Below are 20,493 nucleotides of genomic sequence, written 5' to 3' on the forward strand. Positions count from 1 at the left end.
GGAGTGGACGCCGGCATCCTGGCGAAGAGAGGGCTCGGACTGGCCCTGGGCTGGGATGCCGGCGCGGGCGCACGATGGTGGGCGCGCCCTGCCGCGTGTTGCGAAGGTCAGCGGTAGTGGCGGGCGGCGCGCTGCATGACGATGTCGTCACGCATGCTTTCCAGGGCCATCAGGCGGACCTTGCCGACACCCTGCAGTTCCATGAACCGCTCCGTGTAGAACTCCGGCCCCAGCGCGGTGTCGGCGCGGGATTTGCTGAAGCCGTAGGGCACCACGCCCTTCTCGCCATCCTTGCTACCACCGACATAAAGAACGATTGCCATGTGATGTATTCCTCCAAATTACTACTGCGTACTGCACTCGATGAGCGATGCTGCGAGCTCATCGAGGGAGAGCTTACCGCGTCGAACCTGACTGGAACGTCACGAAGGCTAATGACGATCGGTTGCATGCAGATGACTGCGGGATCGCAGCAGAATGCTTACGGATCTTTAACTTCCGGCTAACGAATCCGCACCTTCAGGCAATCGCGAAGGCGCTCTCGCATGGTCGACTGAAGCAGGCGAAGGGCGCCGGGACGAGCACTGCGGCGCGAAAAGGAATGAGTCGCGCGCCACCACTGACCGGTAACGAGCCCGGCCCGATGCCAGAGCTGCTGCTCAGAAGTGATTCCGCAGAAAAAGTGTGAACGGGCGCAGCGTTCGGCAGGCCTCCTGACCTGTAGATCTAAAGCCGCACGCCTGCCGTGCGCTCGAAGTGAATCCGGATGTTCATCCTCCTTTCCACCTCTCTCTGCCGTGCGCGATACGCTTCCAGCACGTCGAGATCCACAACGCCGATATCAATGCGCCCTTCGGCGGCATTCACTCCGATGCCCTCTGCTCGAGGAAAAAAAGTCCGAAGTCGATTTGACGCTACGATCTTCTGGAGGTCCGCAATTGAATGCTCCGCCCCGGGCTCAAAGGTCACCCTCACGGATCCCACTGCCGTCGACACCACCCGACTGGGCACTGGTTCGGCCCCTTTCAGGCGCACCTTCATTTTCAGTGGATGCTGCTCGATCACGCGCCCTGCGTAGCGATCGCCGAACTCCTGGACCATGGCAGAGTTCAACGGTGCCAGCGCCGTTCTTTCAGCGCTCAGCCGCTCAACATCGCTCTCGCCAGCGATGTCTGACGCCATGACGCGCCCTGCTGCGGAGTTCAGGGGCGGCGAGGCTGGCTCGGCTGCGCACGAAGTCATTGAAACAACCAGCACTATGCGCGCGACTGCCCTGGCATTCATCTCCCTCTACCCTCCAGACGCCTAGCGATTATCAATTTACCTTGACCCCGATGGCATCCTGCACGCGTCCGAGCGGCATAGCAATCACGTAGTTGCATTGACCCGGGAGCGGCCCCTCGCTGTCAGCACCGCTGACAATTGCAACAGGCATTAGCCCGTTGGTGACGACCGGTCCTCCACTGTCTCCACCGTCACACAGGAGCTCTTGCGGCGGCGAAGAACTGAACTTCATCCAGTTGTCGGTGCATTCCTGGTTGTTGCACACACTGCTACCTGGCTGATAATGCAGGTCATCCAGAACGCCACAGCTCCAGCCTGTGCGAGTTCCCCTGTGGCAGAGAATCAGGAATCCCTGCCAGCCGTCCACAAGGTCAGTGAGCGGCTCAGCGAGTGACGCAACTGTTTCTGATCCGAAGTAGTTCATGAATATGGACCACGTCGCATTCGCACTATTGGGCATCGGGTGCCATTGGACGTCATTTGCGGCATCCCATCGAATTCTTGATGGATCAACCTGAAGATCGAGAACGACATTGTCAGAATTCCCGGGAATTGACTCGTATCGCAGTAGATCTGGGCAATGAGCGGCGGTGATGATGCCTGCCTCGCCGGAAGGGCTGTACGCGCGAAATCCAAACGTGCAAAAAGCACTGTTGTTCACTGCACGGCCACCGGAACGAATGGGCAACGCCGCCAGTGGGCGGTCTCTCGAAGAGGTCGCGCGCAGCTCAGTGGGAACGCCCAGAAAGCGCTCTATTTCCAGGCGCTCCGCGCTCGCAGCCCTTAGGGCTCCATCGTTGGGAACCGTGATATACAGCACCCCCCTTCTTACATCGACACCGACACCGTCCGCGTCTGGCACCAACTGCCTCGGCTTGCCCGACCGTAAAACTGATCGCAACTGCTCGATAGAGTGAAGATGACCTCCCTCGAAGAGGACTTCAACTACTCCATAAGGCGTTTGAAATCGCCGCCTCGGCTCGTGGGATATCCCCGTAAGCCTCACTGTGACGCGCATAGGCTCTTCCGAGAAGTCATGCCCCGCATAGCGCCCTTTCATCTCCGACACAATCTGACCAGTCAGCCGTGCCGCTTCCATGCGAAGACTCAGGCGCCGAGACGATTCATCGGCCGTAATACCATTTATCGCTGCAAAGTGACGTTCCGCGGGACCTTCGACAAGCGCACGTGCTGCGGCCGATGCATTTGTTGCGCACTGCGCAACTAGCCCGACCAGGACGATAGCCCCAAATGCCGATCTTCTCATTCTGCACTCCTTGCAGTTCTATCCGGATTACCAAGGCAAAGAACTGACTGGGAAAGCCACCGCTGGATCGGTGCCATCCCATGTCAACAGCCGCAAGCGTTGACTATCCACGACACTTGCAACCAGAAGAATAGGGGAAATCTGAAAGTGCACTCATCTACCCTTCAACCAACCGTTGATGAATAGGTCGACCAGCCGCCCACGAGCGATATGAAACTACGGCCACCAACCGTACCCGAACCGGGCGAAATGATCGGCCGCCCGCTCGAACGGGTTGCGCGCGCTCACCCCGCCGCACAGCAGGTACACCGGCAGGTACAGCGGCCCCAGCACCATGTACTGGTACACGTGCGCGCGCTCGTGGTCGTCCAGCCGGATCAGCGGCTCCACGCCCCACCCCGCCTGGTGCGCATAGGTGCGGCAGGAAATGCCCAGGTCATGGCCGGTATGCAGGATCACATTGCCCAGCGTGATCGCCCCGCCCGGCCCCCACGGCCAGCGGTCGAACACCAGGGCGCAGTCCCGCCCGCTCCAACGCAGCGTCGCGCCGCCGAGCATGCCGGCCAGGCCACCGATCAGGCCGAGCAGGGAATTGGGGGACGCCCACGCCGCGCCCAGCACCTGCAGCGCGCGCAGCCAGACCGGCCAGGGCTCCGGAGCAGTCTTCAATCGGCCTCGTTCGGCATCAGCAGCCACAGGATCAGGTAGACCAGGATGCCGGGGAAAGCCGCCGAGCCGATCGAGACCAGCACGAACACGATCCGCACCAGCGTGGGGTTCCAGCCAAAGCGGTGGGCGATTCCGCCCATCACGCCGGCAATCATGCGGTCGTTCAGCGAGCGCGACAGCGTCTTGGGCGTGGTGTTCATGGCGGCGTCTCCTCGGCTTGCGGGCAGAACCAGTCGAGCATGGCTCGACTCTACACCCCGGCCGTGTCTACGGCGTGCGGTGACGCAATGCCTGCAGGCGTGCACCGAACCAGGCCGCTGCCGTCTGTTCAGGCTGCCCCGGGCACTGGATGCGATAGGGCTTGCCGCTCATGCTGCTCTGGCTGGCGGCGCGCTCGATGAACTGCTCGGCGCTGTCCACCATGTCCTTCTTCAGCAGGTAGTCGTACTTGCGCTGCAGGTGCGCGCGCGCATCGCTGCCGTCGTACCAGCTGCCATTGCGCTGGAACCGGCATTGGGAGCCGTCCAGGCTGGAGATCAGCTGGGCGATTTCTCTTCGCGCATCCGCGCTGGGGGCGGCCTGGGCAAGGGGCGCTGCCAGCAGCAGCGTGGCAAGCAGCTGCGAAATCCTTTGCGACATCATCATTCTCCATGCAGTCGAGCATGGCTCGACGCTACAAAAACCGAAGCAGCCTTTACGCGTCGCGCGCCTTCAACCAGCCATCGATCGTGGCCGGCACTTCGCGCTGTGCGCGGCCGGACACGTAGATGCCGATATGGCCGCCGCGGAAACTGGATTCGGTGTAGTCGTCCGTACCCAGGCGTCCACGCATTGCGCGCGAGGCATCCGGCGGCACCAGATGGTCCTGCTCGGCATAGATGTTCAGCACCGGCAGGGTCACCTGCGACAGATCCACCGCTTCCTCGCCGATCCGCACCGTGCCGTTCACCAGCCCGTTGCCCTGGTAGAACTGCTTGATGAAGTCGCGGAACGCCTCGCCCGCCAGGTCCGGTGAATCGAAGATCCACTTCTCCATGCGCAGGAAATCCTCCAGCGCCGCCTTGTCGTCGAGGATGTCGAGCAGACCGACGTACTTCTGCACGTTCAGGCGGAACGGCTTGAGCATCAGGTAACTGGCATTCATCAGGTCGGCCGGGATGTTGCCCAGCGTGTCGACCAGCAGGTCCACGTCCACCTGCCGCGCCCAGTGCGAGAGCATGTTATCGGCAGTCTGGAAATCGACCGGGGTGACCATGGTGATCAGCTTGCCCAGCTTCTGCCGCCGCAGTGCGGCGTAGCACAGCGCGAACACGCCGCCCTGGCAGATGCCGAGCAGGTCGACCGGGCCACCACTGCGCGCGCGCAGCGCATCCACCGCGCCATCGATGTAGCGCAGCAGGTAGTCCTCCAGGGTCTGGAAGCGTTCGGAACGGTCCGGGTAGCCCCAGTCCAGCACGTAGACATCCTGGCCCAGCGCCAGCAGCTTCTGCACCAGCGAACGGTCGGCCTGCAGGTCGACCATGTACGGCCGGTTGACCAGCGCGTAGACGATCAGCAGCGGCGTGCGCCGGGTCGGTGCCTGCTCGCCGACGAAGCGGTACAGCACCACTTTGCCGTCGCGCCAGACTTCCTCGCGGGCGGTCACGCCATAGTCCACGTCTTCCACCTGCGGCAGCAGCTTCAGCCCTTCCATCAGCTTGCGCTGCATGGCCAGGGTTTCCTGCATCAGGTCATCGGCGTTGAAGCCCAGCGGTCCCTTCATCGGTCACGCGTCCGCGTGGAAGTGCGAGGTGCAGCCTTTTTCGCGGGCGCCTTTTTTTCTGTCGCCCTCTTTGCCGGCGCGGCCTTCTTCGCGGCCTTGCGCGCGACCGGCTTCACCTTCGCCGGCGCCGGCTGTGCCACCGGATCGACCTCGCCCGTACCGGCCATGGCCACCACCTGAGCCTGCAGGCGGCGCAGGCTGCGCTCCAGCTCGGCGATGCGGCGGTGCGCGGCGTCCATCTCGCTGCGGGTCGGAAGGCCGATCCGTTCACTCATCTGTTCCACCTCGCGCTGCAGGCCGGCGCGCAGCCGCATCTGCGCGTTGCCCAGCGCGGCGTATACCTGCTGGAACGGCTCGGACATGGCGACCTTGGCGTAGGCCTCCTCGGCCACTTCGATCCACAGGTCGAACATCGCGCGGGCGCTGGTCAGCTGACTGCCGGGCTGCTCGTGCTCGGCCAGACGCTGCTCGAACAGCGCGAAGGCCTCGTCCAGTGCCTGCTTGATCTGATCGACATAGGCGCGCGAATGCTGCTGGTATTCCTCCTGCGCACGCAGCAGGGCCTGCCAGCGCGCCTGATGCTCGCGGCCGGGGCCGAATGCCGGGCTCTGCAGCCACGGGCCAGCCTGCAGCTGGAACTGCTGCAGCCATGCGGCGAATTCGGGCACGGTAGCACCGGCGTGGGTGCTGCCACGCGCGCCCTGCAGCATCCATTGCAGCATGCCGTCGCCCTGCCCCTGCACCGCCTCGCGCCAGGCCTGGGCGACGTCGGCACTGCTGGCGTCGCGGCCGGCAAACCGGGCGGCGACTTCCTGCATGGTGCCGTACCAGCTGCCCGCCTGTTCGCGGAACCGACGCATGGCGTCTTCCGGCGCACCCTGCGCCTGTTCGGGCAACAGCTGGCCCCACCAGTCGAACAACCGCTGCCAGCTGCCGGGATCGTCACCGGCCGGTGCGCCGGGCGTGCTCGCATGGCGCAGGGCATCTCCCCAGGCGCCGAAGTACTGCCGGGCCAGGGTTTCGAAATCACTGCTGCCGGCGTCGTGGGCCGAGCTGGTCATCGCAGGCCTCCGCAGGGCTGGCTCATGGCTTGGGGATACGCAGGGTCTTGCTGATCATCAGCGACCCGGACAGGGCGAACAACAGCACCATCGGGTGCAGCTGCCACGGGCCGATCTGCCACTGGCCGAACCAGATGTTCTGGCCGATGGCATCGGTACCGGCGGCGATCGCCAGCACGATCACCAGCAGCAGGCTCGTCGGGATCGGGGTGCCCTCGAAATACGCGACCTTGCCCTCGTCGCCGGCCAGCGCCTCGGCGGTGACGTTGTAGCGTGCCAGGCGGCTGACGCCACAGCAGACGAAGTAGCTCAGCACCAGCCAGTCCCAGCCGCCCTGCATGCCGCACGCATACGCCAGCGCTGCCGGTGCCACGCCGAAGGAGATCACGTCGGACAGCGAATCCAGTTCGCGGCCGAGGGTGGAGCTGGACTTGCGCCAGCGCGCGATGCGCCCGTCGAGGGCGTCGAAGATGAAGGCCAGCGGGATCAGCGCCATGCCGAACAGCAGGTAGCCGCGCTCGCCGTCCTGCAGGAAGCGCATCGCGGCAAACACCGCACCGGTGCCGCAGAAAGCATTGGCCAGGGTGAACCAGTCGGCCAGCTGGAATTCGCGCAGCATCGAGAAGTGACGTTTCATGGGGTCTCACGGAGCATCAAGGCCCACAGGTTACCGCGAGCGCCGCCGCTGGCGACAGCGCTGGCGGGGCCGATCCTTCACCGCTCCCTCACCCGTCGTCACCGGCGGTGAATTTTTCGCCACCCATCTTGACAGCCTAGGGGGGTGGCGCCTGTCGCGGCTTATCCACAAAGTTGCCCACGCGTAATCCACACCCCCTGTGGACAACCAGATCTCACCGACTGCGACGGTGGACATTTCCTCATCACCCTTCCGCGGGGTTTCCCTACTTCCCAAGCCGCAGAGTCGGCGCTATGGTCATCGGCGGGCCCGCCGCCGCCACGTCCGAAACCCTCCGACGGACGACGATGACGATGCTGGATGCCTCCTCCCTGGCCGCGCAGCTGCGGCAGCCCCACGGCGACGCCGCACTGGCGGTGGCCGATTCAATGAATCGCAGCAACGGCGCGCTCAACCGCGCGGCGATCGGCCTGCTGGCGGTGTCGGCAGGCGAACGCATCCTGGAGATCGGTCCCGGCAACGCCGCCTTCGCGCCCGCGCTTCTGCACGCCGCCGACAGCCAGTACCTGGGGATCGAGCTGTCCCCTGCCATGGTCGAGGCCGGCAATCAGCGCCTGGACGCCGCCGGGCTGAGCGACCGTGCCACGATGCGCCTCGGCGACGCCCATGCCCTGCCAGTCAGCGATGCCTCGATGGATGCGGCGCTGGCGGTCAATACCCTGTACTTCTGGCCAAACCTGGCCCCGGTGCTGGACGAGCTGGCACGGGTGCTGCGCCGGGGCGGCCGCCTGTGCCTGGCCTTTGGCGATGCCGCCTTCATGCGCAGCCTGCCGTTCGCCGCCGATTTCCAGCTGCATGAACTGGACGCGGTGGAGCTGGCCCTGCGGGTATCCGGCTTCCGCGTCTCGGCCTGGCGCAGCCACCGCGAAACCGCAAGCGGCAATGACGGCCAGACCCGCGAAAAGCACTTCCACCTGCTGCTGGCACAGCGGTGCTGAAGTGGTAGAGCCGGCCGCTGGCCGGCTGCCCCGACCGTTCCGGGTTGCCGGCCAGAGGCCGGCACTACCCAGCCTGCACCCGACGCCAACGCGCGAAACAGAACACCTGCATCACCAGCATCGCCAGCAACCCCAGCGGCCACGCCCACCACACGCCGGCCAGCCCATGCCGCGCCTGCAACCACATCGCCAGCGGCAGCTCCAGCAGCAGTACCGCCGCCATGCCCAGCAACGCGGGCAGCAAAACCGTTCCGCTGCCGCGCATCACCCCGACCAGCACAGTGCTGCCTCCCATCGCCAGCACGCCCCACGCTACTGTGCGCAACTGCAGCGTGGCCAGTTCGCGCGCTTCGGTCGTCACCAGGATCAGCCCAGTCAGCCAGGGCGCCAGCACCATCACCAGCAGCACCACCGCGCTCAGCATCGCCAGTCCAAGCAGCACGCCGGCGCGGGCGATGGCGGGCAGCCGCGCCGTACGCCCCGCGCCCATCGCATGCGCCGCGAGGATGGTGGCGGTAATGCCCAGTGACATCGCCGGCAGCTGCACCCAGCTCATCAACTGGTTGACCGCACCATAGGCGGCCGTGGCCGTGTAGCCGTAGCGGTTGATCCAGCCCAGCAACACGATCTCGGCAATGGCCAGGCTGAGCATCTGCAACGAAGACGGCACGCCGATGCGCAGCATCTCGCGGATGATCGCGCCGTCGAAACGGATGGCGCGCAGCAGGTCACGGCCCGGCGCCAGCGGATGCCGCACCCGATGCCAGCGCCACAGCAACCAGGCCAGGGCCAGCAGCGACGCGAACGCCGCGGATACGGCCGCACTGGCCGAACCCAGCTGCGGCAGGCCTGCCCCGCCTAGGATCAGCAGCGGCGTGCACAGCAGACCGACCGCCGTGGCCAGCAGCAGCGCATGCAACGGCGACGTCGCATCACCCACTGCACGGCTCACGGCGGTGGCCAGCCACAGCAGGAAGAACGCCGGGGCCGCCAGCAGCAGCACGCGTGCATAGACGATGGACTCACTGAGGACCGCTGCCGGCGTACCCAGCGCCACCAGCAGCTGTGGCGCGAAACCGCCGCCCAGGACCATCACCAGCACCGACAACAGCAGGATCAGCGCCACCGCGCTGCCAGCCACCGCGCGTGCCTGCTGCGGGCGCCCCGCTCCCCAGGCCTGGCCGATCAACACCATTGCGCCCGTGGCCAGGCCCATCACCAGGGCCAGCAACAGGAAGAAGACCGGGAAGAACGCGGCGGCCGCAGCCACCGCCTGTGTGCCAAGCAGGTGGCCGAGATAGATGTTGTCCAGCGTGCCTGCGGCCAGCTGCAGCGCATTGGTCAGCAACATCGGCAGCAGCAGCGTCAGGTAGGTGCGCCAAAGCGGGGGTGCTGCCGGAGGTATCGGATGTACAGGGGTGCTCATGGGGTTCTCTGGGCAAGGCGTCGCCCTGCCCGGCGTTTCCGCCAGCAAAGCAAGCACAGGGGAAGCGGGCCGCGGCCCGCGATCAGATGACGCCGTCGCTCAGCAACGGCGCGATGGCTCAGCCGTCAGCGTCTTCGAAGGCCAGGCGCAGGGCGTGGTCACGCACGTCCTGGGGCCAGGAATGCAGCGCCGCTTCCAGGCCCGCGCGGTCGTGCGCGAACAGCACGCGGATGGCCTCCTCGAAGCCCGGCAGGTCACCGGCGATGGCCTGCAGGAAGTGATAGGCACGCTCGCTGTGGCGGCGCTGCCGGTCCTTGTCGGCACCGGCACGGCTGGCCGCTTCCACCAGCCTGCGCAGTACCACGGAGGCCCCACCCGGCTGTTCGGCCAGCCACGCCCAATGGCGCGGCAACAGCGTCACTTCGCGGGCGACCACGCCCAGCTTGGGGCGGCCACGGCCACGCGGGGTTGCGGGTGCATCTTCGGCAGTGGCATCGGCTTCCGCCTCCATGCCGGCGGGAAACGCTTCGGTCACCCGCGCCAGCAGTTCTGCGTCGCTGCCGCGCGTGTCGAAATCGCGGCTTCGGCCGCTGGCGTTGTCGAATACCAGCAGCGGACCGGCGGCGTTGTCGGCACGCAGCTGCTTCAACGCCAGCGCAGCCACTTCCGGGGTACCGGAAGCGACCAGGCGATGGCCGTCGAAACAGCTGAAGGGAGGAAGTCGGGACGCAGGCATGGCAATGGCATCAGAGGTGACGCGCCAATATTGCCCGGGTAATTTACGGGAGTCAATATTGCCCGGGTATTAATTAACCAGGGGAGCGTGCCAACCAAGGTTGGCACCCACCCGAAAGGTTGGCGCCCACCCGAAAGGTTGGCGCCCACCCGATTCTTCGGGTCACAGACGACTGTAGGACCAGCTGACCATGCGGCCGTCCTTGTACGGCATCACCCCATGGAACGGGCGCGGGTCGGCGTCGAACACCAGCGGCAGGAAGTTGCGGTCGCCCTCCCACATCGGCAGCGTATCCAGCTTGTCCAGGTCCACCCACTCCAGCGTGCCCTCGTGGTTGCCGCCGTGCGGGGTGCCCTCGAATCCATCGATGACGAACACGAAGCCCAGCCAGTCCTCGCCGTGCTTGCCGAAGCCCGGCCAGCTGATGGTGCCGCGCAGGTGCATGTCGGTGCAGAGGATGCCGGCTTCCTCGGCGATCTCGCGGCGCATGCTGGCCGCCACATCCTCGTCCGCTTCGATCTTGCCGCCCAGCCCGTTGTACTTGCCCAGGTGGTGGTCACCGGGACGGGTGTTGCGGTGGATCATCAACACCTGGCGACGATCGGGCGACAGCACATAGCCCAGGGTGGCGACGATCGGGGTATACGGCATGGGGCAGCATCCAGCGGCAGGTCAGCCGTGGATTATGGCCGATCAGCGCACCAGCGACAGGCGGCGCTCGGCGGGCGTGCCGGCGCCGTCGGGATCGCGGCGCAGGGTGGCGACACCGTGGCCACGCTCGGCCAGGTATTCCAGCCACTTGCCGAGGAAGGTGTTCATCCGCATGCGGTGGCTGATCAGCTCCGCCGGCGGCGGGTACAGGCCCATGGTGTCCTGCCAGCGACGACCGACGTAGCAGTGGGTGGTCTCGGCCTGGCGCGCGTCACGGTAAAGGCGCACATATGCCGAGGGATCCGGCTCACCGGTGACCGGGTCGGCCAGGTCGTAGGTCAGGCGCAGTTCCACCGTGTAGCGGTGGCACTCGATCACGTCCAGGCGGACATCCAGGCCGTCGCCGATCGAGGAAATGTAGCTGCCCGCCACCAGTCCGGCCGGTTCGAACAGGCGCACCAGGTGGCGGTAGTTTTCCGCGTACAGGCCCATGAGCCAGCTGAGCCGGCTCAGGCGGGGAATGCGTTCGGTGCGGGGCGAGGCTTGGGCCATGGGTCGATCCTACACGTTGGTGCTTCAACGTGGGGGCGCACACGTGCAAGCCAACCCCTGGGTAGTGCCGGCCGCAGGCCGGCAGCCCTGCATCGCAGCCGAGGGTTCATCGGCCAGCCGGCCAGCGGCCGGCTCTACCAGGTGAGGATCAATACAGCTCGCGCTGCAGACCCAGCGTGGCCAGCACCTTGCTGGAAATCTCCTCGATCGAGGTATGCGTGGTGCTCAGGGTCGGGATCCGCTCCATGCGGAACATGGTCTCGGCCGCGGCCACCTCGCGCTTGCAGGTGTCCAGGTTGGCGTAGCGCGAGTTCGGGCGGCGCTCCTGGCGGATCTGCTGCAGACGATCCGGGTCGATGGTCAGGCCGAACAGCTTGCGCCGGTAGGCACGCAGCCGCGGGGGCAGGCGGTCACTTTCCAGGTCTTCGTCGGTCAGCGGGTAGTTGGCCGCGCGCACCCCGTAATGCAGGGCCAGGTAGATGCAGGTGGGCGTCTTGCCGGCGCGCGACACCGCCACCAGGATCACGTCGGCATCGTCGTAGTTCACCGCGATCCCATCGTCATGGGTCAGGGCGAAGTTCATCGCGTTGATGCGGCGGTGGTAGGTGTCGAAATCGACCATGCCGTGGGCCTGGCCGACCCGGGCCAGGCGCGGGCTGGCCAGTTCACGCTCCAGCGGCTCGATGAACGGCGCGAACACATCCAGCATCAGCGCCCCGCTGTCGGCCAGGATCAGGCTCAGGCTCTGGTCCACGCAGGAGTTCACCACGATCGGCCGGACCTGGTACCGCTCCCCCGCCGCCTGGATCCGGGCACAGGCTTCACGCGCCTTTTCGGGGTCGTCGACAAACGACATGCGGTCGGTAATGAAGCTGAACCCGGAGAACTGGGTAAGCAGGCTATGCCCAATGGTTTCAGCGGTGATACCGGTTCCATCGGAAACGTAGAACACCGGACGGATGGTCGACATGCGCGCTTTTACCCCCTACGAAGCTTAAAAAGGCCGCCAGCACAAGCTTGTGCCGACGGTGCTCTGCCCGGCATCATATCGGCTTCTTCCTACGGACGCGGCCACTCAGCCCGCCTCGGGCGATGGCCAAACGGAGCATCGCGCTTGAACGAGAACATCCTGTGGTTGCACGAACTGCGTCTGGCCGATCTGGCCCGCGTAGGCGGCAAGAATTCGTCGCTGGGCGAGATGATCGGCAACCTCGCCGGTCTGGGCGTTTCGGTGCCGGGCGGTTATGCCACCACCGCTGAAGCCTTCAAGGACTTCATCGCGCACAACGATCTGTCCAAGCGCATCTTCGACAAGCTGGCCACGCTGGACGTCGAGGACGTCAACGCGCTGACCGCCGCCGGCAAGGAAATCCGCACCTGGGTGATCGACGCTCCGCTGCAGCCGCAGCTGGACCAGGACATCCGCACCGCCTACGCCCAGCTGAGCGCCGACAATGGCGGCGGCGACGTGGCCGTGGCCGTGCGTTCCTCGGCCACCGCCGAGGATCTGCCGGATGCCTCCTTCGCCGGCCAGCAGGAAACCTTCCTCAACGTCACCGGTGCCGACGACGTCGTGCACAAGGTCAAGGAAGTGTTCGCCTCGCTGTACAACGACCGCGCCATCGCCTACCGCGTGCACCACGGCTTCAAGCATGAGGACGTGTTCCTGTCCGCCGGCGTGCAGCTGATGGTGCGTTCGGGCGTCGGTTCCTCCGGCGTGCTGTTCACTCTGGACACCGAGTCCGGCTTCCGCGACGTGGTGTTCGTCACCTCGTCCTTCGGCCTGGGCGAAATGGTTGTGCAGGGCGCGGTCAACCCGGACGAGTACTACGTCTACAAGCCCACCCTGCAGGCCGGCAAGCCGGCGATCCTGCGCCGTTCGCTCGGCAGCAAGGCGATCCGCATGGTGTACTCGGATGTCCCGGGTGAGCGCGTCAGGATCGAGGACACCCCGGTCGAACTGCGCAACACCTTCTCGATCAGCGACGAGGACGTGCAGGAACTGTCCAAGCAGGCGCTGGTCATCGAAAAGCACTACGGCCGCCCGATGGACATCGAGTGGGCCAAGGACGGTGTCAGCGGCAAGCTGTTCATCGTGCAGGCCCGCCCGGAAACGGTGAAGTCGCGCAGCCATGCCACCCAGATCGAGCGCTTCGCGCTGACCGAAAAGGGCGGCAACGTGCTGGCCGAAGGTCGTGCCGTCGGTGCCAAGATCGGCTCGGGCGTGGCCCGCGTGGTGAAGACGCTGGATGACATGAACCGCGTGCAGCCGGGCGACGTGCTGATTGCCGACATGACCGACCCGGACTGGGAGCCGGTGATGAAGCGCGCTTCGGCCATCGTCACCAACCGTGGCGGCCGCACCTGCCACGCCGCGATCATCGCGCGCGAGCTGGGCGTGCCGGCCGTGGTCGGTTCGGGCAACGCCACCAAGGTGATCGAAGATGGCCAGCTGGTCACCGTCAGCTGCGCTGAAGGCGATACCGGCTTCATCTACGAAGGCAAGCTCGGCTTCGAGCGCACCACCACCGATCTGGGCAACATGCCGCCGGCACCGCTGAAGATCATGATGAACGTGGCCAACCCGGAACGTGCCTTCGACTTCGGCCAGCTGCCGAACGCCGGCATCGGCCTGGCCCGCCTGGAAATGATCATCGCCAGCCACATCGGCATCCACCCGAACGCGCTGCTGGAATACGACCGCCAGGACGCAGCGACGAAGAAGAAGATCGACGAGAAGATCGCCGGCTATGGTGATCCGGTCAGCTTCTACGTGGACCGTCTGGCCGAAGGCATCGCCACCCTCACCGCCTCGGTCGCCCCGAACGCCGTGATCGTGCGCCTGTCGGACTTCAAGTCCAACGAGTACGCCAACCTGATCGGCGGCAGCAACTACGAGCCGCACGAAGAGAACCCGATGATCGGCTTCCGCGGCGCCAGCCGTTACGTCGACCCGAGCTTCTCGGCCGCCTTCGCGCTGGAGTGCAAGGCCGTGCTGCGCGTGCGCAACGAAATGGGCCTGGACAACCTGTGGGTCATGATTCCGTTCGTGCGCACCCTGGAAGAAGGCCGCAAGGTCATCGAGGTGCTGGAACAGAACGGCCTGAAGCAGGGCGAGAACGGCCTGAAGATCATCATGATGTGCGAAGTGCCGTCCAACGCACTGCTCGCCGATGAGTTCCTGGAAATCTTCGACGGCTTCTCGATCGGCTCCAACGACCTGACCCAGCTCAGCCTGGGCCTGGACCGTGACTCGTCGATCGTCGCGCACCTGTTCGACGAACGTAACCCGGCAGTGAAGAAGCTGCTGTCGATGGCGATCAAGTCGGCACGTGCCAAGGGCAAGTACGTTGGCATCTGCGGCCAGGGCCCGTCCGATCATCCGGATCTGGCCGAATGGCTGATGCAGGAAGGCATCGAGTCGGTGTCGCTGAACCCGGACACCGTGGTCGATACCTGGCTGCGCCTGGCCAAGCTGAAGGCCAACGGCTGATGCCATGATGGGCTGACGTCGTGTTCATCGGCGTCCGCCCATACTGCTGCTGCACGCAAGCCCCGCCTCTGCGGGGCTTCGTGTTTCTGGCGTCCACGTACGCCCTGCCCCGCGCAGACTTCCCCCGCAGCAAAGGATTTCCGCATGATCGTCGCCGCCGCACCCGCTCCCGCCGCAACGCCCTGGTTCCACTCGCTCGATTGGGAACGCCTGCTGGAGACCTACGGCGTGCCATTGCTGGCCGCGATCGTGGTGCTGCTGGTCGGCATGTGGGTGGCACGACGCCTGTCCAACGCGATGCCACGCGCCACCGCGCGCATGGGCGTGGACCCGATGCTGGGCAATTTCCTGCGCAACGTGGTGTACGCCGCGTCGCTGGTGATCGTGGTGGTGCTGGCGATCGGCACGCTGGGCGTGCAGATCACCCCGCTGCTGGCCGTACTTGGCACCGCCGGCCTGGCGGTAGGCCTGGCGCTGAAGGATTCGCTGTCCAACATCGCCTCGGGCGTGATGCTGGTGACGCTGCGCCCGTTCCGCGTCGGTGATGTGGTGACGGTGGCCGGACAAACCGGCACGGTGCGCGAAGTGCGCATCTTCCAGACCGTCATCACCGGTGCCGACAACCAGCACACCACCATTCCGAACACGTTGATCACCGCCGCGCCGATCATCAACCTGACCGCCGAGCCGACCCGCCGCGTCGAACTGGTGGTGGGCATCGGCTATGAAGACAACATCCAGCTGGCGCGCGACACCGCGCTGGCGCTGATGAAGGCCGACCCGCGCGTGTTGCAGACGCCGGCACCGGACGTGGTGGTGTACGAGCTGGGCGCGCACGCGATCAATCTTGGCATCCGCTGCTACGTGAAGTCGGCCGACTGGTTCGGTACCAAGGTCACGCTGCTGGAACAGCTCAAGCTGGGCTTCGACAAGGCCGGCATCAACATCCCGTATCCGCAGCAGGACATGCACCTGTACCTGCATGGCAAGGATGGCGGCGTGGTCGAGGCCGACGCGCTGGTGCGCGACAAGCCCTGATCCGACACAGAAATGCCGGCCAGCGGCCGGCACTACCCTGCCCCGCGCGCCCCGGTAGTGCCGGCCGCTGGCCGGCAGCCTCCAGGATCAGGCCGCGACGCTCTCTTCCAGCGTCGCGTAATCGGTGAACCCGACCGCACCACCGCCGAAGAACGTCGCCCGATCCGGCGGATTCAATTCCGCACCCAGACGCAGGCGCTCCGGCAGGTCCGGGTTGGCGATGAACGGGCGACCGAAGCCGATCAGGTCGGCCCAGCCTTCCGCCAGTGCCTGCTCGGCGCGCTCGGCGGTGTACTTGCCGGCGTAGATCAGGGTGCCCGGGTAGACCATGCGCAGCGCCTGCTTGAAGGCCACCGGCATCGGCGGTGCATCGTCCCAGTCGGCTTCGGCGATGTGCAGGTAGCCCACGCCCAGCGCACCCAGCAGGTGCGCCGCGGCCAGGTAGGTAGCCTGCGGCGTATCGTCCACCGCGCCCTGCAGCGTCGTCAGCGGCGCCAGGCGCACGCCCACACGATCACCGCCCGTCACCGCGGTCACCGCCTCCACGACCTCGCGCAGGAAACGCAGCCGGTTCTGCAGCGAGCCGCCATAGCCGTCGCTGCGCTGATTGGCCTGCGAGTCGATGAACTGGTTGATCAGGTAGCCATTGGCCCCGTGCAGCTCGACGCCATCGAAGCCGGCGGCCAGGGCATTGCGGGCGGCCTGGGCATAGTCGGCGATGATGCCCGGAATCTCGTCCTCGGCCAGCGCGCGCGGCATCGAGTGCTGGATCATCTCGCCCACGCCCGCTTCCGGGCCAGCGCCGGCAGGGTCGACAAACACCTTCACGCCTTCGGCCAGCAGCGCCGACGACGACACCGGCGCGGCACCACCGGGCTGCAGGGCCACGTGCGAGACCCGGCCCACATGCCACAGCTGGGCATAGATGCGGCCGCCAGCGGCGTGCACCGCATCGGTCACCCGGCGCCAGCCCTGCACCTGTTCCGGGCTGTGGATGCCCGGGGTCCAGGCATAACCCTGGCCCTCCGGGCTGATCTGGGTGCCTTCACTGACGATCAGGCCAGCGCTGGCCCGCTGCGCGTAATAGGCAGCCATCTCGGCAGTGGCAACATTGCCGCCTGCCGCGCGCGAGCGGGTCATCGGCGGCATCACGATGCGGTTGGGCAGGGTCAAGGCGCCCAGGCGGTGGGGTGTGAACATCATGGCGGCAATCTCTTGCGGGGGGAGTGCCGCAAAGGATGGGGATGCCGGCTGCCACGCAACAGGCATGCGCTGGCAAAACAATTGTTCCCCCGAGGCAAGGATGGCAAGCCCAGGGGTCAGTGCCCCTTCCTGCGGAACGGGATCCGACCCCGCGCGCAACCGGGGTCGGATCCCTTTGCAACGCAAAGGGCTCTGACCCCGAAGCCGGCTACAGCGTCGGCTCAATCTTGACCGCGCCGTGTGCCACGCGGTCATAGCAGCTGCGCACCACATCTTCCCCGTACTTGAGCTCCAGCCGACGCACGATGAAGTGGCCGCGCGCCATGTCCTGGTAGTAATCGGTGAACATGGTATTCAGTGTTGCACCCGCGGCCGCACCGACGATCGGCACTGCCTGCGCGGCGAATTTCTCGGTAACCACCACGCCGAAGCGCGCCGCTACCTTTTCCACCATCTTCGCCAGCAGCTTGCCGGCTTCCTTCGGCGCCACGCCCAGGGTCAGGTCGCGGCCGGTCACCACGCGCCCGGCCAGTTCGGCCGACAGATGGCGCATCACGTCGGTGGTGAAGCCGCGGGCCAGGTAGTAGCCGGTCTCGCTGGCATCATCGCGCGGCGAGTTGCCGCCCAGCGCGAACACCTCCAGGCAGGCCTGGCGGGTGCTGAATTCGGACAGGTCGAAACCCTCGCTGCGGGCCACGTCCGCCACCGCGCGCATCATGATGGTGGTCGACACCGGCAGCTCGATGAACAAGGCCGCGAAGCCGAAGGCCCCGCCCACCGCGCCCGAGGTCGCGGCGGCCACCTTGTGCCAGCGGGTCGACGCCCCCTTGCCGGGCGTGTTGTCCATGCTCCACAGCGCCGCCTGCGCCGACTTGGACAGCGCCGCCTGCACCGCCCCGTGGATGCGGCCGGAGACCGCCTTGGGCAGCGCCTTCACCGCGAACTCCAGCGGCGTGCCGACCAGGTTGGCCATGCGCGCGGTCAGGGTCGGGGCTTCCAGCAGGGTCACCGCCCGCTGCAGGTCAGACCAGTCGCGGGCGTCGTGGGCAATGTCGCGGGGAAGCAGGATGGGCTCGTTCATGGCGCTGATCTTAGCGCCGGATGGTTGAACGGTTCGTCGCGGGGGCCAGGGCCCTTTCCGCTGGAAAGGGGTCCGACCCCGTGGGATTGCCGGCCAGCGGCCGGCACTACCAGTTCGCATGCCACCCGGTAGTAGCGCCGGGCCATGCCCGGCGTCGTTGTTCAGGCAGCCGGCAGGCCCGACAGCGCGCCCATGAACTGGCGGTAGTGGCGCAGCTCGGCGATCGAATCGTGCACGTCGCTCAGCGCGGTGTGGTTGCTGTTCTTGCCCACGCCAGCGGCCACGTTCGGAGCCCAGCGCTTGGCCAGTTCCTTCACCGTGGACACGTCCAGGTTGCGGTAGTGGAAATACTTCTCCAGGCGCGGCATCTGGCGGTGCAGGAAGCGGCGGTCCTGGCAGATGGAGTTGCCGCACATCGGCGACAGGCCGGCCGGAATCCACTGCGCCAGGAAGTTCACCGTCTGTGCCTCGGCCTGCCCGAGGGTGGTGGTGCTGTCCACCACGCGCTGCCACAGGCCTGAACGGCGATGCTGGTTGCGGTTCCACTCATCCATCGCTTCCAGGGTTTCAAGCGGGTGATGGATGGCGAACTCCGGACCTTCGGCCAATACGTTCAGCTGGGCATCGGTGACCACGGTGGCGATCTCGATGATCGAATCGTTGTCGGTATCCAACCCGGTCATTTCCAGGTCGATCCAGATCAGTCGTTCGTTGGCCGCGCCGTTGTCCGCCATGTGTCGCCTCGTTGCTGGGCAGGCGCGCGGCCTACCGGTGATGGAAAGAGGCGCCCATCATACCCGTTCGCCCCTCAGGCCTCGCCGGCATGGTCTTCCAGCAGCAGCGGCGGCTTGCCACGCTTGGCACGGAAATAGTTGGTCAGGCGCATGCTGGCCTCCTTGGCCAGCACCCCGCCGTGGATCTCGACGCGGTGGTTGTGGCGGGTATCGCCGAGCAGGTCGAACACGCTGCCGCAGGCCCCGGTCTTGGGGTCGCTGGCGCCGTAGACCAGACGGGCAACGCGTGCATGCACGATCGCCATCGCGCACATCGCGCACGGTTCCAGGGTCACGTACAGGGTGCTGCCAAGCAACCGGTGGTTGGCCAGCAACCTGCCACCGGCGCGCATGGCCACGATCTCGGCATGCGCACTGGGGTCGTGCGAGGCGATGTTGAGGTTCCAGCCCTCGCCCAGCAGCTGGCCATCGGCGCTCACCAGTACCGCACCGACCGGGATCTCGTCGAACTCGCGCTGCGCACGCTCGGCCAGCGCCAGCGCATGGCGCATCCAGCGTTCATCGGCGTCGTGCACCGGTACACCCAGGGCATCGGTCATGGCGGTTCTCGCGTGTCTACAGGGCCAGGATGGCCGCCGGGGCCGCATTGTACGCCCGGGGCCGTGCAGGCGCCGCTAACGCGCGTCGAAGCGCTCGCGGGCGGCGTCCAGCGCCGGGAAATTGTGCTCTGCCCAACGGTCCAGCGCGGTCAGGGTGTCTACCAGGCTGCGCGCAACCTCGGTCAACCGGTATTCGACATGCAGCGGCTTGCTCCCCAGATCGCAGCGCTCCACCAGGCCGTTGCGCTCCAGCTGCCGCAGGGTCTGCGTCAGCACCTTCTGCGAGATGCCTTCGATCTTCCGCAGCAGTGCGCCGTTGCGTTGCGGGCCCTGCGCCAACGCTGGCAACAGCAGCATCACCCACTTGCCGGAGATCAGCGCCAGCGCATCGCGTGCCGAGCAATCGGCGGCATAGACATCGCCCGGATAGGCCATGGTTACCTCAAGGTGCGTAATTGCCGGGGCACTCCGGCATCGCGAGGATGGTCGCACACTCCACCAACACCTCGCCCCATGCGCGCCCTGATCCTGCTTGCCCATCCCGAACCCCGCTCGTTCAACGCCCATCTGGCCGCGCAGGCCGCCAAGCAGCTGCGGCGTGACGGTGTGCAGGTGGAGGCAATCGATCTGTATGCGGAAGGCTTCGATCCATTGGAAGCCGCATACCACCATCCTCAGCGCCTGCAGCGCGAACGCTTCGATGCCCAGCGCGAACAACGCCACAGCGCCGAGCATGATCTTCTGCCCACCGACGTGCGCCGCCACCTGCAGCTGCTGCAGGCCACTGACCTGCTGATCCTGCAGTTCCCGCTGTGGTGGTTCGCGGCACCGGCCATCCTCAAGGGCTGGCTGGACCGCGTGCTGGTCTACGGGCCGATGTACAACAGCCGCCAGCGCCACGAGCACGGCGTGATGCGCGGCAAGCGCGCGTTGCTGAGCATCACCACCGGCTCATCGGCACGGGCCTGCGCCGTCGACGGCCGCGAGGGTGATACCCGGTTGTTGCTGTGGCCGTTGATGTACAGCCTGCGCTACGTCGGCTTCGACGTGATGGAACCGCATGTGGTGCATGGTGTGCGTTCCGGGCTGGCACCGGAGCGCGTGCAGGCGCACGACGAGGCATTGGCTGCGGCCGCCGATTGCTACTGCGAACGACTCGCGCAATGGCCGCAGTGGCCCACCGTGCCTTTCAACGACAGCGGAGATTTCGAGGACGGCGTGGTGCTGCGCGCAGAGGCCACAGCCTACAGCCCCTTCATCCGCCATCGCCACACCGGGTGAATCCACTTCTGCAGGCGCCGC

23 protein-coding genes are annotated in these 20,493 nt (G+C 66.2%); 4 read left to right on the forward strand and 19 right to left on the reverse strand.

The annotated features are described in order from the left end of the window. Positions 1-107: 107 nt before the first annotated feature. The 9 genes from ACUZUJ_RS13450 to ACUZUJ_RS13490 form a co-directional block, all read right to left on the reverse strand. Positions 108-323, reverse strand: a complete 216-nt coding sequence (locus ACUZUJ_RS13450; protein WP_006452005.1) for a hypothetical protein — start codon at positions 321-323, stop codon at positions 108-110. A 403-nt stretch (positions 324-726) separates the two neighbouring features. Continuing rightward, positions 727-1,182 carry a hypothetical protein gene (locus ACUZUJ_RS13455; protein WP_458219881.1) on the reverse strand — a complete coding sequence of 152 codons (456 nt, stop codon included), beginning with the start codon at positions 1,180-1,182 and terminating at the stop codon, positions 727-729. 133 nt (positions 1,183-1,315) lie between these two features. Continuing rightward, positions 1,316-2,551 (reverse strand): chymotrypsin family serine protease, encoded by a 1,236-nt coding sequence (locus ACUZUJ_RS13460; RefSeq protein ID WP_458219882.1) that lies wholly within the window; start codon positions 2,549-2,551, stop codon positions 1,316-1,318. 216 nt (positions 2,552-2,767) lie between these two features. Then, positions 2,768-3,220, reverse strand: coding sequence for a hypothetical protein (locus tag ACUZUJ_RS13465; protein WP_101765702.1), 453 nt, complete (start codon positions 3,218-3,220; stop codon positions 2,768-2,770). After that, on the reverse strand, positions 3,217-3,420 hold the full coding sequence (locus tag ACUZUJ_RS13470; protein ID WP_014037612.1) for a PspC domain-containing protein: 204 nt from the start codon (positions 3,418-3,420) through the stop codon (positions 3,217-3,219). Before ACUZUJ_RS13470 ends, ACUZUJ_RS13465 begins: the two co-directional genes overlap by 4 nt. A 67-nt stretch (positions 3,421-3,487) precedes the next feature. Further along, entirely contained in the window at positions 3,488-3,859 is a 372-nt protein-coding gene (locus ACUZUJ_RS13475; protein WP_049444460.1) for a YfeK family protein, read from the reverse strand. 55 nt (positions 3,860-3,914) lie between these two features. Then, positions 3,915-4,982 carry a class III poly(R)-hydroxyalkanoic acid synthase subunit PhaC gene (locus ACUZUJ_RS13480; RefSeq protein ID WP_049444248.1) on the reverse strand — a complete coding sequence of 356 codons (1,068 nt, stop codon included), beginning with the start codon at positions 4,980-4,982 and terminating at the stop codon, positions 3,915-3,917. Next, positions 4,979-6,043, reverse strand: a complete 1,065-nt coding sequence (gene phaE, locus ACUZUJ_RS13485; protein WP_458219883.1) for a class III poly(R)-hydroxyalkanoic acid synthase subunit PhaE — start codon at positions 6,041-6,043, stop codon at positions 4,979-4,981. The genes ACUZUJ_RS13480 and phaE overlap by 4 nt, the downstream gene beginning before the upstream one ends. Positions 6,044-6,065: 22 nt before the next feature. After that, positions 6,066-6,680 carry a CDP-alcohol phosphatidyltransferase family protein gene (locus ACUZUJ_RS13490; protein ID WP_014037616.1) on the reverse strand — a complete coding sequence of 205 codons (615 nt, stop codon included), beginning with the start codon at positions 6,678-6,680 and terminating at the stop codon, positions 6,066-6,068. A 347-nt stretch (positions 6,681-7,027) separates the two neighbouring features. Between ACUZUJ_RS13490 and ACUZUJ_RS13495 the strand changes: the two genes are divergently transcribed. Further along, positions 7,028-7,678 carry a class I SAM-dependent methyltransferase gene (locus ACUZUJ_RS13495; RefSeq protein WP_458219884.1) on the forward strand — a complete coding sequence of 217 codons (651 nt, stop codon included), beginning with the start codon at positions 7,028-7,030 and terminating at the stop codon, positions 7,676-7,678. Positions 7,679-7,742: 64 nt separating this feature from the next. On the opposite strand, the gene ACUZUJ_RS13500 is transcribed toward ACUZUJ_RS13495, so the two are convergent. The 5 genes from ACUZUJ_RS13500 to ppsR form a co-directional block, all read right to left on the reverse strand. Further along, complete coding sequence (locus tag ACUZUJ_RS13500) at positions 7,743-9,104, reverse strand: MATE family efflux transporter (protein WP_101765706.1); 1,362 nt, start codon at positions 9,102-9,104, stop codon at positions 7,743-7,745. A 118-nt stretch (positions 9,105-9,222) separates the two neighbouring features. Next, entirely contained in the window at positions 9,223-9,840 is a 618-nt protein-coding gene (locus tag ACUZUJ_RS13505) for a DUF2239 family protein (RefSeq protein WP_458219885.1), read from the reverse strand. 162 nt (positions 9,841-10,002) lie between these two features. Then, entirely contained in the window at positions 10,003-10,491 is a 489-nt protein-coding gene (locus tag ACUZUJ_RS13510; RefSeq protein WP_101765708.1) for an NUDIX hydrolase, read from the reverse strand. A 42-nt stretch (positions 10,492-10,533) separates the two neighbouring features. Beyond that, on the reverse strand, positions 10,534-11,043 hold the full coding sequence (locus ACUZUJ_RS13515) for a DUF1249 domain-containing protein (RefSeq protein WP_032956108.1): 510 nt from the start codon (positions 11,041-11,043) through the stop codon (positions 10,534-10,536). A gap of 148 nt (positions 11,044-11,191) precedes the next feature. Then, positions 11,192-12,013, reverse strand: coding sequence for a posphoenolpyruvate synthetase regulatory kinase/phosphorylase PpsR (gene ppsR, locus ACUZUJ_RS13520; protein ID WP_014037622.1), 822 nt, complete (start codon positions 12,011-12,013; stop codon positions 11,192-11,194). Between the two features lie 144 nt (positions 12,014-12,157). On the opposite strand from ppsR, the gene ppsA reads away from it, so the two are divergent. Both ppsA and ACUZUJ_RS13530 read left to right on the forward strand, forming a co-directional pair. After that, positions 12,158-14,536, forward strand: coding sequence for a phosphoenolpyruvate synthase (ppsA, locus tag ACUZUJ_RS13525; protein ID WP_014037623.1), 2,379 nt, complete (start codon positions 12,158-12,160; stop codon positions 14,534-14,536). A 144-nt stretch (positions 14,537-14,680) separates the two neighbouring features. Then, on the forward strand, positions 14,681-15,574 hold the full coding sequence (locus tag ACUZUJ_RS13530; protein ID WP_014037624.1) for a mechanosensitive ion channel family protein: 894 nt from the start codon (positions 14,681-14,683) through the stop codon (positions 15,572-15,574). An 87-nt stretch (positions 15,575-15,661) separates the two neighbouring features. On the opposite strand, the gene ACUZUJ_RS13535 is transcribed toward ACUZUJ_RS13530, so the two are convergent. The 5 genes from ACUZUJ_RS13535 to ACUZUJ_RS13555 form a co-directional block, all read right to left on the reverse strand. After that, positions 15,662-16,777 carry an alkene reductase gene (locus ACUZUJ_RS13535; RefSeq protein ID WP_458219886.1) on the reverse strand — a complete coding sequence of 372 codons (1,116 nt, stop codon included), beginning with the start codon at positions 16,775-16,777 and terminating at the stop codon, positions 15,662-15,664. Positions 16,778-16,985: 208 nt separating this feature from the next. Then, positions 16,986-17,858, reverse strand: a complete 873-nt coding sequence (locus ACUZUJ_RS13540) for an EcsC family protein (protein ID WP_049444267.1) — start codon at positions 17,856-17,858, stop codon at positions 16,986-16,988. A gap of 161 nt (positions 17,859-18,019) precedes the next feature. Beyond that, positions 18,020-18,592 (reverse strand): oligoribonuclease, encoded by a 573-nt coding sequence (orn, locus tag ACUZUJ_RS13545; protein ID WP_049444269.1) that lies wholly within the window; start codon positions 18,590-18,592, stop codon positions 18,020-18,022. Between the two features lie 74 nt (positions 18,593-18,666). Then, positions 18,667-19,191 (reverse strand): tRNA adenosine(34) deaminase TadA, encoded by a 525-nt coding sequence (gene tadA / locus ACUZUJ_RS13550; RefSeq protein WP_135967047.1) that lies wholly within the window; start codon positions 19,189-19,191, stop codon positions 18,667-18,669. Between the two features lie 75 nt (positions 19,192-19,266). Then, positions 19,267-19,626 carry a winged helix-turn-helix transcriptional regulator gene (locus ACUZUJ_RS13555; protein WP_014037629.1) on the reverse strand — a complete coding sequence of 120 codons (360 nt, stop codon included), beginning with the start codon at positions 19,624-19,626 and terminating at the stop codon, positions 19,267-19,269. 78 nt (positions 19,627-19,704) lie between these two features. Here ACUZUJ_RS13555 and ACUZUJ_RS13560 point away from each other — a divergent pair, with 78 nt between their 5' ends. Beyond that, positions 19,705-20,472 carry an NAD(P)H-dependent oxidoreductase gene (locus ACUZUJ_RS13560; protein ID WP_458219887.1) on the forward strand — a complete coding sequence of 256 codons (768 nt, stop codon included), beginning with the start codon at positions 19,705-19,707 and terminating at the stop codon, positions 20,470-20,472. Positions 20,473-20,493 lie beyond the last annotated feature (21 nt).

Source organism: Stenotrophomonas sp. S4, from assembly GCF_054187805.2.